This is a genomic window from Pseudomonas sp. SMV71 (genome assembly GCF_052042015.1).
GTDB lineage: Bacteria > Pseudomonadota > Gammaproteobacteria > Pseudomonadales > Pseudomonadaceae > Aquipseudomonas.
The window spans coordinates 108,672-120,651 of sequence record NZ_JBKGGU010000001.1; the positions used below are offsets into that span (position 1 = coordinate 108,672).

An 11,980-nucleotide genomic window follows, 5' to 3' on the forward strand; every position below is an offset into this window, starting at 1 on the left:
TTATACGGCCATCAAGTCCGCTTCTTTTTGCTTGGTGGCCGCATCGATGTCAGCCTCTGCCTTGTCGGTCAGCTTCTGGATGTCGGCCGCTGCGCGACGCTCTTCGTCTTCGCTGATTTCCTTGTCCTTGACCAGCTTCTTCAGCTCACCCAGGGCATCGCGGCGGATGTTGCGCACAGCCACCCGAGCATCCTCGGCTGCGCTGCGCGCCTGCTTGGTGAAGCCCTTGCGGGTTTCTTCGGTCAGGGCAGGCATGGAGACCAGCAGCAACTCGCCCAGGTTGGTCGGGTTGAGGTTCAGGCCGGCGCTCTGGATCGCCTTGTCGACCGCCGCGAGCATGTTGCGCTCGAAGGCCACGACTTGCAGGGTTCGCGAATCCTTGACGGTGATGTTGGCAACGCTGCTGATAGGCGTGTCGGCGCCATAGTAAGGCACCATCACGCTGCCCAGGATGCTCGGGTGCGCCTTGCCGGTACGGATCTGGCCAAACGCGTGGCTCAGAGACTCCAGGGATTTTTGCATACGCGCTTGGGCGTCTTTCTTGATTTCGTTGATCATTGTTGGCCTTCCTCGATCAGAGTCCCTTCCGCGCCGCCGTGTACGATATTCAGCAGGGCGCCGGGCTTGTTCATGTTAAAGACGCGCAGCGGCATCTTGTGGTCGCGGCACAGACAGATGGCCGTCAGGTCCATGACCCCCAGTTTGCGATCCAGTACTTCATCGTAGGTCAGATGATCGAACTTCTCGGCATGCGGGTCCTTGAACGGGTCGGCAGTGTAGACACCATCGACCTTGGTTGCCTTGAGCACGACATCGGCATCGATCTCGATCGCTCGCAGGCAGGCAGCCGAATCCGTGGTGAAGAACGGATTACCGGTGCCGGCGGCAAAAATCACCACTTCCTTGGAGTTGAGGTGGCGCATGGCCTTGCGGCGATCGTAGTGATCGGTCACGCCAACCATGGAAATGGCCGACATCACGATGGCCGAGATATTGGCACGCTCCAGCGCATCGCGCATAGCCAAGGCGTTCATCACGGTGGCCAGCATGCCCATGTGGTCGCCTGTGACCCGATCCATGCCGGCTGCGCTCAGCGCCGCGCCGCGAAACAGGTTGCCACCGCCGATGACCAGGCCGACCTGGACACCGATGCCGACCAGCTGACCGACTTCCAGGGCCATGCGATCCAACACTTTCGGATCGATTCCGAACTCTTCGGAGCCCATCAGGGCCTCGCCGCTAAGCTTGAGTAGAATGCGTTTATAGCGAGCCTGATAACCACTGCCCTGCTGAGCCATTGCGAATCTCTCCTGCGGCGTATTTTTGAAAATTCTCTGCGGCCGTTTTACAGCCTGCGTTCACTCTAGCTTGGCGCTGACACAGCGCCATCGGAACACGGCTTTGTAAGTCAGTTCCGACAGGAAACCAATAAAAATCGGCATCCTCATCCAAAAAGAGGCTGCGCGCGTGAGCGGGCAGCCTCTTCCGGGCGACAGTTGTAAAAACCTGTCTTATTGCTTGCTGGCAGCAGCTACCTGGGCAGCAACTTCTTCAGCGAAGTTGTCGACCGGCTTCTCGATGCCTTCACCAACCTTGAAGTAGGTGAACGAAACGATTTCGGCACCGGCTTTCTTCGCCAGATCGCCGACCTTGATTTCCGGGTTCTTGACGAACGCTTGCTCGACCAGGCTTGCTTCAGCCAGGAACTTGGAGATACGACCGGAAACCATCTTCTCGGCGATATCGGCAGGCTTGCCCTTGAGCTTCTCTTCGTTCAGTTGCAGGAAGACGTTCTTTTCACGCTCGATCGCTTCGGCCGATACGTCCGAAGGCAGCAGGAACTCAGGGTTGGACGCAGCCACGTGCATGGCGATGTCTTTCGCCAGCTCAGTGTCGCCGCCCTTGAGGACAACAGCCACGCCGATCTTGTTACCGTGCAGGTAAGTACCGACCACGTCACCTTCGACGCGAACCAGGCGACGGATGTTGACGTTCTCGCCAGTCTTGCCGACCAGGACCAGGCGTGCAGCTTCCTGGGCTTCGATCAGCGGAGCGGCGTCGGTCATTTTGTCAGCGAAGGCTTTCTCGACGCTGGCAGCGACGAATGCCTTGAAGTCATCCTGCAGAGCCAGGAAGTCGGTCTGGGAGTTGACTTCCAGCAGAACGGCGGCCTTGCCGTCGTCCTTGATGGCGATGGCGCCTTCAGCGGCAACGTTGCCCGCTTTCTTGGCGGCCTTGATGGCGCCCGAGGCACGCATGTCATCAATGGCTTTCTCGATGTCGCCGCCAGCCTTGGTCAAGGCTTTCTTGCAGTCCATCATGCCTTCGCCGGTACGCTCGCGCAGTTCTTTGACCAACGCTGCAGTAATCTCTGCCATTTCAAAATCCTCTTGGATAGGTTTTCAACCATTCCACCCGACCGAACGGGCGATCAATTCTTCCTCGAACCACTGCTTATAGACCGGGACACGTGACAAACAGGTAGCTGCGCCGGCGACAAATGGTTTTCGAGGTGGCAAAAAGGGGGCCAAGCCCCCTTTTTGCTTACTGAGTCAACGCCAGGGCGTCGATTACTCAGCGGCTGCGGCCGGAGCTTCTTCAGCGAAGACTTCGGTGCCGCCATTAACATTGTTGCGACCACGGATAACAGCGTCAGCCATCGAACCCATGTACAGCTGGATGGCGCGAATGGCGTCATCGTTGCCTGGGATGATGTAGTCAACGCCTTCCGGGCTGCTGTTGGTATCGACTACGCCGATGACCGGGATGCCCAGCTTGTTGGCTTCGGTGATCGCGATGCGCTCGTGGTCTACGTCGATCACGAACAGTGCGTCAGGCAGGCCGCCCATGTCCTTGATACCGCCCAGGGAGCGGTCCAGCTTCTCAAGATCGCGAGTGCGCATCAGCGCTTCTTTCTTGGTCAGCTTGGCGAAAGTACCGTCTTCGGACTGCACTTCAAGGTCACGCAGACGCTTGATGGAAGCACGAATGGTCTTGAAGTTGGTCAGCATGCCGCCCAACCAACGGTGATCGACGTACGGCGAACCGCAACGTGCTGCTTCTTCAGCAACGATCTTGCCAGCGGAACGCTTGGTGCCGACGAACAGAATCTTGTTCTTGCCCTGGGCCAGGCGCTCTACGAAGGTCAGTGCTTCGTTGAACATCGGCAGGGTTTTTTCAAGGTTGATGATGTGGATCTTGTTACGCGCGCCGAAAATGTACTTGCCCATTTTCGGGTTCCAGTAACGGGTCTGGTGACCGAAGTGCACACCGGCCTTCAGCATATCGCGCATGTTGACTTGGGACATGATAGTTCCTTGATAAGTCGGGTTTGGCCTCCACGTATCCCAATGACCAACCAGCAGCTGCATGAGCCGAAGGCACCCAGGTCATCGTGTCGACACGTGTGTGGATTTAAGCTTGCGGGGTCATCCCCGGAAAGCGGCGCATTTTATACCACAGCGTGGGCGAAAACGGAACACGGATTCTGCAGGTAGGCAAAACACCTCAAGCCGGGCACAAAACCGTGGCGAGGGAGCTTGCTCCCGCTGGGCTGCACAGCAGCCCCAATAAAGCGAGGGCCGCTACGCGCCCCAGCGGGAGCAAGCTCCCTCGCCACGGTTTATTTATGGTGCCTGACCGATCTGGTATTGCTGACAGGCGCGGATTGCCAGGATGGTCTGTTAGAATCGCCTCTTTCAGGGCTCGGCGTATCATCACCCGCCGCCCATTTCGCATCGAACAGCGCCGTCGGGCGCAGAGAGAGCCTGTATGACCGTTACCCTCAAGACTCCCGAGGACATCGCCAAAATGCGTGTCGCCGGCAAACTCGCCGCCGACGTGCTGGAAATGATCGCCGATTACGTCAAGCCTGGCGTGACCACCGAAGAGCTGGACCGCATCTGCCATGACTTTATCGTCAACGAACAGAAGGCTATCCCCGCGCCGCTCAACTATAAAGGCTTTCCGAAGTCGATCTGCACTTCGATCAACCACGTGGTCTGCCACGGCATCCCCAACGAAAAGCCGTTGAAGGATGGCGACACCTTGAACATCGACGTCACGGTCATCAAGGACGGCTATCACGGCGACACCAGCCGCATGTTCCATGTCGGCAACGTGCCGGAGTGGGCCCAGCGCCTGTCGAAGGTCACCCAGGAATGCATGTACATGGCCATCGAACTGGTGAAACCGGGCTGCCGCCTCGGGGACATCGGCGAAGTGATCCAGAAGCACGCGCAAAAGAATGGCTTCTCGGTGGTACGCGAGTTCTGCGGTCACGGCATCGGCAAGGTGTTCCACGAAGAACCGCAGATCCTGCACTACGGCCGTGCCGGTACCGGCATGGAACTGCAGGCCGGCATGACCTTCACCATCGAGCCGATGATCAACCAGGGCCGCGCCGACACCAAGGTGCTGGGCGACGGCTGGACCGCCATCACCAAGGACCGCAAGTTGTCGGCCCAGTGGGAGCACACCCTGCTGGTGACCGAGACCGGGTATGAGATCTTCACCTTGCGCAGCGACGACACCATACCTCGCGTTTCTGCCTGAACCGAACCCAGCCTATAGCTATAGATAGAAAGGAAAGCCATTCGATGCCGCAGGTGGATCCCGAACTCTTCGACCGTGGCCAGTTCCAGGCTGAACTGGCCCTGAAGGCAAGCCCCATCGCGGCCTTCAAGAAGGCGATCCGCCAGGCCCACGAAGTGCTCGACCAACGCTTTCGCGATGGCCGCGACATCCGCCGGCTGATCGAGGACCGCGCCTGGTTCGTCGATAACATCCTGCAAAGGGCCTGGGACCAGTTCGACTGGAGCCAGGAGGCCGACATCGCCTTGGTGGCGGTGGGTGGCTACGGGCGCGGCGAACTGCACCCCTACTCCGACATCGACCTGCTGATCCTGCTGGACAATGCCGATCACGAGGTGTTTCGCGACTCCATCGAGCGCTTCCTGACGCTGCTCTGGGACATCGGCCTGGAAGTCGGCCAGAGCGTACGTTCGGTGCAGGAATGTGCCGACGAGGCCCGCGCCGACCTGACGGTGATCACCAACCTGATGGAAAGCCGCACCATCGCCGGCCCGGAACGGCTGCGCCAGCGCATGCTCGATGTCACCAGCACCGCGCACATGTGGCCGAGCAAGGATTTTTTCCTGGCCAAGCACGCCGAGCAGAAAGCCCGTCACCACAAGTACAACGACACCGAGTACAACCTGGAACCCAACGTCAAAGGCTCGCCCGGCGGGCTGCGGGATATCCAGACGATTCTCTGGGTCGCCCGTCGTCAGTACGGCACGCTGAACCTGCGCGCCCTAGCCGGCGAAGGTTTCCTGGTGGAAAGCGAAAACGCCCTGCTGGCCTCGTCCCAGGAGTTTCTGTGGAAAGTTCGCTACGCCCTGCACATGCTCGCCGGTCGTGCCGAGGACCGCTTGCTGTTCGATCACCAGCGCTCCATCGCGGGCCTGCTGGGTTTCGAGGGTCAGGACGCCAAGCAGGCCATCGAAAACTTCATGCAACAGTACTACCGGGTGGTGATGAGCATCGCCCAGCTCAGTGAGTTGATCATTCAGCACTTCGAGGAAGTCATCCTCGCCCCGGCAGATGAAGAGGCGCCGCAACCGATCAATGCGCGCTTCCAGTTGCACGACGGCTACATCGAAGCGCGTAACGCCAATGTGTTCCGTCGTACGCCGTTTGCCATGCTCGAAATCTTCGTGCTCATGGCCCAGCAGCCGGACATCAAGGGTGTACGCGCCGACACCATCCGCCTGTTGCGGGAAAACCGCCATCTGATCGATGACGGCTTCCGCCACGATATCCGCAACACCAGCCTGTTCATCGAATTGTTCAAGTGCAAGATCGGCGTTCACCGCAACCTGCGGCGCATGAACCGCTACGGAATCCTGGGGCGCTACCTGCCGGAGTTCGGCTTCATCGTCGGGCAGATGCAGCACGACCTGTTCCACATCTATACGGTGGATGCCCACACGCTGAACCTGATCAAGCACTTGCGCAAGCTGCAATACACCCAGGTATCGGAGAAATTCCCGCTCGCCAGCAAGCTCATGGGCAAACTGCCCAAGCCTGAGCTGATCTACATGGCGGGGCTGTACCACGACATCGGCAAGGGCCGTCAAGGCGACCATTCCGAAATCGGTGCGGTGGATGCCGAGGCGTTCTGCCAGCGCCATCAACTGCCGGTATGGGACAGCCGGCTGATCGTCTGGCTGGTGCAGAATCACCTGGTGATGTCGACCACCGCCCAGCGCAAGGACTTGTCCGACCCGCAGGTGATCCACGACTTCGCCCAGATCGTCGGCGATGAAACCCGTCTGGATTACCTTTATGTACTGACCGTGGCCGACATCAACGCCACCAACCCGACCCTGTGGAACTCCTGGCGCGCCAGCCTGCTGCGCCAGCTCTACACCGAGACCAAGCGCGCCTTGCGCCGAGGCCTGGAGAACCCGGTGGACCGTGAGGAGCAGATCCGTCGTACCCAAAGCGCCGCCCTGGATATTCTGGTGCGCGGCGGCACCGACCCGGACGACGTCGAGCAGCTCTGGTCGCAACTGGGCGATGACTACTTCCTGCGCCACACCGCCGGCGACGTGGCCTGGCACAGCGACGCGATCCTGCAGCAACCGGCCGATGGCGGCCCGTTGGTACTGATCAAGGAAACCACGCAGCGGGAGTTCGAGGGCGGCACGCAGATCTTTATTTATGCGCCGGACCAGCATGACTTCTTCGCCGTGACCGTGGCCGCGATGGACCAGCTCAACCTCAACATCCATGACGCACGGGTCATCACCTCCAGCAGCCAGTTCACCCTCGACACCTACATCGTGCTCGACACCGATGGCGACTCGATTGGCGATAATCCTGCACGGATCAAGCAGATTCGCGACGGTCTCACCGAAGCCCTGCGCAACCCGGCGGACTACCCGACCATCATCCAGCGCCGGGTGCCGCGCCAGCTCAAGCATTTCGCGTTTGCGCCCCAGGTGACCATCCACAACGATGCCCTGCGCCAGGTCACCGTCCTGGAGCTCAGCGCCCCGGACCGCCCGGGCCTGCTGGCGCGGGTCGGACATATTTTCCTGGACTTCGACCTGTCGTTGCAAAACGCCAAGATCGCCACTCTCGGCGAGCGGGTGGAGGACGTGTTCTTCATCACCGACGCCCATAACCAGCCCTTGTCCGACCCGCAGTTGTGCAGTCGCTTGCAGGAAGAGATGGTGCGGCATTTGAGCGTCAATCAGGAAAACGATATCAACCCGACGCGCATCAGCATCTGAACCCAAGGATTTTTTCCCCTGTGGGAGCGAGCCTGTTCGCGATGGCGGCAGAACATCCAAATTGATGTTGCCTGACCCACCGCAATCGCGAGCAGGCTCGCTCCCACAAGGGCAGCGCCCACATTGAACGAGGCCCCCGATGAACAACGCTCTGAACCAGTTGCAGCCCTACCCGTTCGAAAAGCTTCGCGCCCTGCTGGGCAGCGTCACGCCGAACCCTGGCAAGCGCCCGATCGCCCTGTCCATCGGCGAACCCAAGCACCGTTCGCCAAGCTTCGTGGCCGAGGCCCTGGCAAACAACCTCGACCAGATGGCGGTGTACCCGACCACCCTCGGCCTGCCGGCACTGCGCGAAGCCATCACCGGTTGGTGCGAGCGGCGGTTCAACGTTCCGAACGGCTGGCTCGACCCGGCGCGCCATGTGCTGCCGGTCAACGGCACCCGTGAAGCGCTGTTCGCCTTCACCCAGACCGTGGTCAACCGTGGCGACGATGCGTTGGTGGTCAGCCCGAACCCGTTCTACCAGATCTATGAAGGCGCCGCGTTCCTGGCCGGAGCCAAGCCGCATTACCTGCCGTGCCTGGACGAAAACGGCTTCAATCCGGACTTCGACGCCGTTTCGCCGGACATCTGGAAACGTTGCCAGATCCTGTTCCTGTGCTCGCCCGGCAACCCGACCGGCGCGCTGATTCCTGTGGATGTGCTGAAAAAACTCATCGCCCTGGCCGATGAGCATGACTTCGTGATCGCGGCGGACGAGTGCTACAGCGAACTCTACTTCGACGAACAGACCCCACCGCCGGGCCTGCTCAGTGCCTGCGTCGAACTGGGACGCAAGGACTTCAAGCGTTGCGTGGTGTTCCACAGCCTGTCCAAACGCTCCAACCTGCCAGGCCTGCGCTCGGGTTTCGTGGCCGGCGACGCAGACGTCCTCAAGGGCTTCCTGCTATACCGCACCTACCACGGCTGCGCGATGCCAGTGCAGACTCAACTGGCGAGCATCGCCGCGTGGAACGACGAAGAACATGTGCGAGCCAACCGGGCGCTGTATCGGGAGAAGTTCGATGCCGTGCTGGACATCCTCAGCCCGGTACTGGACGTGCAACGACCCGACGGCAGCTTCTACCTGTGGCCGAACGTGGCGGGCGACGACGCGGCATTCTGCCGGGACCTGTTCGAACAGGAACACGTCACCGTGGTGCCGGGCTCCTACCTGTCCCGCGACGTCAACGGCACCAACCCCGGCGCCGGACGCGTGCGCATGGCCCTGGTCGCGCCGCTGGCGGGATGTGTAGAAGCGGCGGAGCGGATCCGGGCGTTCATCCAACGACGGGGTTGATAGGCCGTTTCGGTTGGACACTGAACCTGTGGCGAGGGAGCTTGCTCTCGCTGGGCGCGAAGCGTCCCTCGCTTTTTGGGACTGCTGCGCAGTCCAACGGGAGCAAGCTCCCTCGCCACAAGAGCTTTCTGACCGGCATCAAATCTTCACTGCCTGACATTGCCTCATCGCGAGCAAGCTCGCTCCCACACCGGACGGCGGGGCTAACAGCATTCAGAGAACCACTGAGAACTGGAACCTGTTACGAGACACCGGCAATGAACAAACACATTGGATCTGACTTTGACGACTTCCTTGCCGAGCAAGGCATTGCCGAGGAAGTTTCTGCGGCCGCGCTCAAACGCGTCATCTCCTGGCAAATTGCCGAGGCCATGCGACTTCAGAAAGTGACCAAAAAGGCCTTGGCGGAGCGTATGCATACCAGCCGTACCGCGGTTGATCGTGCGCTTGATCAGAACGATGCGGGAATGACACTGGCAACGCTTGCCAGTGCGGCTCGTGCGCTGGGTCAGAGAGTGGAGGTACGGCTGGTTCCTGAGCAGGAAGGGACTCACGCGTAAATGCTGTTGTGGCGAGGGAGCTTGCTCCCGCTGGGCTGCGCAGCGGCCCCAAGGCAGTCTACTCAATTTGCCTGACACATCGGGGTATCAGGGCTTGGGGGCGCTTCGCGCCCCAGCGGGAGCAAGCTCTCTCACCACAGGGGCTTGGTGTCGATTCGTATTTTTGTAAACGACACCAATCCACTGTAGGAGCGAGCCTGCTCCGGGCGGCGTTCCGACGATGGGGCCGGACCTTACTGCATCAAGTCCGAACCTCGACCCGATCCAAAGCCTTGTCCACCAGCAAGCCCCCAAACTCGATCATCTGCACCACCCCCAACGCCACATGCCGCCGCGAGCCGTTCAGGTCGAAGAGCAAGTCGTTGAGCATGGCATTGGCCGAGGCCAGGGTTTCGCTGAGATTGGCCAGCAGGACTTCGGTATCGGCCGTGTCCACCACCTTGAACAGCTGCGACGAGGATGGGGGTTCTGATTTGCTTTCCTCAGGCTTGAGGTAGTGATCCAGTGCCCGATCAGCGGCTTCTTGCAGCTTTTCGGGGGCGTAGTCGCCGTAGGGGAACGTGGAGGCTGGATTTGGCGGATTCGGCGTTTCTTTGATCATGCTAATGCTCCTAGAGAATTGGGAGCCGCCACCGAGTCTTCTCACGGACCGGAAGGTGGCAGCCATACGCGGGGTGAGAATCCGAGTCTCTAGGAACTCGGCCATGCCGAAGCATGCCCGCGCACAGCCGCCATATCAATGCGCAGACGAAAAGCGCCTGCACTTTATATGGTGGGCGCCTGCTCGCCTAGAGGAGATCGGATTCTCACGTCCGGTCGCTGAATTGGCAGCGACCCCCAGAGGCTAGAGCGCTCGCTTCCGACGGACAACCCTAAAAACTTGTCGGAAACTTCGGCGCGTCTGACAGACCACGACCGGCTGTTCAGACAAAAAACAAATAAAACGTACTACGCTCCAATCCGATGGCTACAAAGAGCTGTGAGTAAGAAAGGCCTACCTTCCACTCTGACCCGCACTATTTAACCAACCCCAAATTCGCCTCCGCCAGATCCAACTCCCCCAACACCTCGCGCAACACGTCATCGCCAATCTGATGAAGGCGGCTAAGCCGATACAGCTCCAGCCGCTGCGCCTTCAGTGCCTTCAAGCGCAGCCGGCGTTCCAGCAGGTCCATTTCGAACGCCAGGGCCTGGGCTTCGGCGGAGTCGTTGAAGACTTCCAACTGATGACGGTATTCGGACATCAGTCGCGCCTTGACCTCGGTCGACATGGCCGCAGCCGGCGCGCTGGCAGGCTCGGCTGGTTCTTCCACTTCCAGCGCTCGGATTGCCGCTTCAGCGGTCTTGCGCCAGGCGTCGCGGACTTCGTTGCGACGTTTGTCGTCGGGGCTTTTTTCGACGCCCCGCAGCAGCATGGGCAGGGCGATGCAGGCCGCGACCAGCGACAGCAGGATCACCCCGGCGGCGATGAAAATCAGCAGGTCCCGCTCGGGAAACGCCTCGCCCGCGTCGATCATCAGCGGCACTGAAAGCACACCCGCCAGGGTCACTGCACCGCGCACGCCGCCAAATGTCAGCAGCCAGCATGAACGCGCCGTCGGCACCAGGGTCAGTTCACCCCGACCGCGCCAGCGCCGCAGCAGTCCGGACAGCCGCCAGGTGCTCTGTACCCAGATGAACCGCAGCACCAGCAGCACGAGGAATATCGCCACCACGTCCAGGCAGCGGTAGAACAGCATTGGCCACAGCGCGTTTTCGTGGCTGGTCACGGCCTTGATGATGTCCGGCAGTTGCAGGCCCAGCAGCAGGAAGATCAGGCCGTTGAAGGCGAACTCCAACAGCGCCCAGACACTGCGGTTGAGCAGCCGCGTGCCGGTCTGGCGCGGCAGCAGGTCGAGCCAGCTCTGCATCATCCCTGCTGCCACCGCCGAGAGAATCCCCGACGCGCCCAGCCGTTCAGCCAGCACATAAGCGGCGAACGGCAACAGCAACATGAATACGACATGGGTAGCGGGATCGTCCCAGCCCCGGGCGACCATCCAGGCCCGCAGCCGCCCCACCAGCCAACTCAGGGCCACGCCGACCAGCAGTCCGCCCAGCGCCACCAGAATGAACGTCAGGCTGGCATTGGCCAGGGAAAACGCACCAGTGATGGCCGCTGCCAGGGCGAACTTGAAGGTCACCAGCCCCGACGCATCGTTCATCAGCGCTTCGCCCTGGAGCATATGCATCAGCGGCGCGGGCAAGCGGTCGCGGGCAATCGCCGAGACGGCCACGGCGTCGGTGGGCGACAACACTGCCGCCAACGCGAAGGCCACCGGCAGCGGGATACTCGGCAGCAACCAATGAATGAAGTAACCCGCTCCCACCACGGTGAACAACACCAGCCCCACCGCCAGCATCAGAATCGGCCCGCGCAGACGCCACAACTCGCGCTTGGGCATGCGCCAGCCGTCGGAGAACAGCAAGGGCGGCAAAAAGAGAAACAGGAACAGCTCAGGATCAAGGGCTACATGCAGCCCCAGGGACGGCCAGGCCAGCACAGCGCCGGCGCCGATCTGCACCAGGGGCAACGGCAGCGGGATCAACCGTCCGATCAGGCGCGAGACGCCCACCAGCATCAACAGGATCAGGACGGTATAGGCGCTTTGCATAACGGACTTCCAATGACAGCCATACACATCTGCGGCAACAGCCGGCCGCAGAAGTGCCATATTAACTGCCAAGGTGAACCCCCGCCTTTGCACATTGGTCGCACCTCAGCGGCGTCAATGCGCAAT

At 60.8% G+C, this 11,980-nt stretch carries 10 protein-coding genes; 4 read left to right on the forward strand and 6 right to left on the reverse strand.

Going from position 1 to position 11,980, the window contains the following annotated elements:
- The 4 genes from frr to rpsB all read right to left on the reverse strand — a co-directional run bounded on the left by frr (position 1) and on the right by rpsB (position 3,308).
- A complete protein-coding gene (gene frr, locus ACLEJQ_RS00575) occupies positions 1–558 on the reverse strand; it encodes a ribosome recycling factor (RefSeq protein ID WP_440791192.1) in 558 nt (185 codons plus the stop codon).
- A complete protein-coding gene (gene pyrH / locus ACLEJQ_RS00580; RefSeq protein ID WP_003189161.1) occupies positions 555–1,298 on the reverse strand; it encodes a UMP kinase in 744 nt (247 codons plus the stop codon). Before pyrH ends, frr begins: the two co-directional genes overlap by 4 nt.
- A 213-nt stretch (positions 1,299–1,511) precedes the next feature.
- Positions 1,512–2,378 carry a translation elongation factor Ts gene (gene tsf, locus ACLEJQ_RS00585; protein WP_440791194.1) on the reverse strand — a complete coding sequence of 289 codons (867 nt, stop codon included), beginning with the start codon at positions 2,376–2,378 and terminating at the stop codon, positions 1,512–1,514.
- A gap of 192 nt (positions 2,379–2,570) precedes the next feature.
- Positions 2,571–3,308, reverse strand: coding sequence for a 30S ribosomal protein S2 (rpsB, locus tag ACLEJQ_RS00590; protein WP_003198231.1), 738 nt, complete (start codon positions 3,306–3,308; stop codon positions 2,571–2,573).
- Positions 3,309–3,771: 463 nt separating this feature from the next.
- Here rpsB and map point away from each other — a divergent pair, with 463 nt between their 5' ends.
- From map to ACLEJQ_RS00610, 4 genes are all read left to right on the forward strand, one after another.
- On the forward strand, positions 3,772–4,554 hold the full coding sequence (gene map, locus ACLEJQ_RS00595) for a type I methionyl aminopeptidase (RefSeq protein WP_440791196.1): 783 nt from the start codon (positions 3,772–3,774) through the stop codon (positions 4,552–4,554).
- A 44-nt stretch (positions 4,555–4,598) separates the two neighbouring features.
- The gene (locus ACLEJQ_RS00600) at positions 4,599–7,301 is read left to right on the forward strand and encodes a [protein-PII] uridylyltransferase (RefSeq protein WP_440791198.1); all 2,703 of its coding nucleotides are present in this window, start codon (positions 4,599–4,601) and stop codon (positions 7,299–7,301) included.
- Between the two features lie 139 nt (positions 7,302–7,440).
- On the forward strand, positions 7,441–8,640 hold the full coding sequence (gene dapC / locus ACLEJQ_RS00605; RefSeq protein WP_440791200.1) for a succinyldiaminopimelate transaminase: 1,200 nt from the start codon (positions 7,441–7,443) through the stop codon (positions 8,638–8,640).
- Positions 8,641–8,897: 257 nt separating this feature from the next.
- Positions 8,898–9,200, forward strand: coding sequence for a Fis family transcriptional regulator (locus ACLEJQ_RS00610; protein ID WP_440791202.1), 303 nt, complete (start codon positions 8,898–8,900; stop codon positions 9,198–9,200).
- A 241-nt stretch (positions 9,201–9,441) separates the two neighbouring features.
- Here the strand turns inward: ACLEJQ_RS00610 and ACLEJQ_RS00615 are convergent, their stop codons facing one another.
- Complete coding sequence (locus ACLEJQ_RS00615) at positions 9,442–9,801, reverse strand: DUF6124 family protein (RefSeq protein WP_440791204.1); 360 nt, start codon at positions 9,799–9,801, stop codon at positions 9,442–9,444.
- A 415-nt stretch (positions 9,802–10,216) separates the two neighbouring features.
- On the reverse strand, positions 10,217–11,854 hold the full coding sequence (locus ACLEJQ_RS00620; protein WP_440791206.1) for a Na+/H+ antiporter: 1,638 nt from the start codon (positions 11,852–11,854) through the stop codon (positions 10,217–10,219).
- Positions 11,855–11,980: the final 126 nt, after the last annotated feature.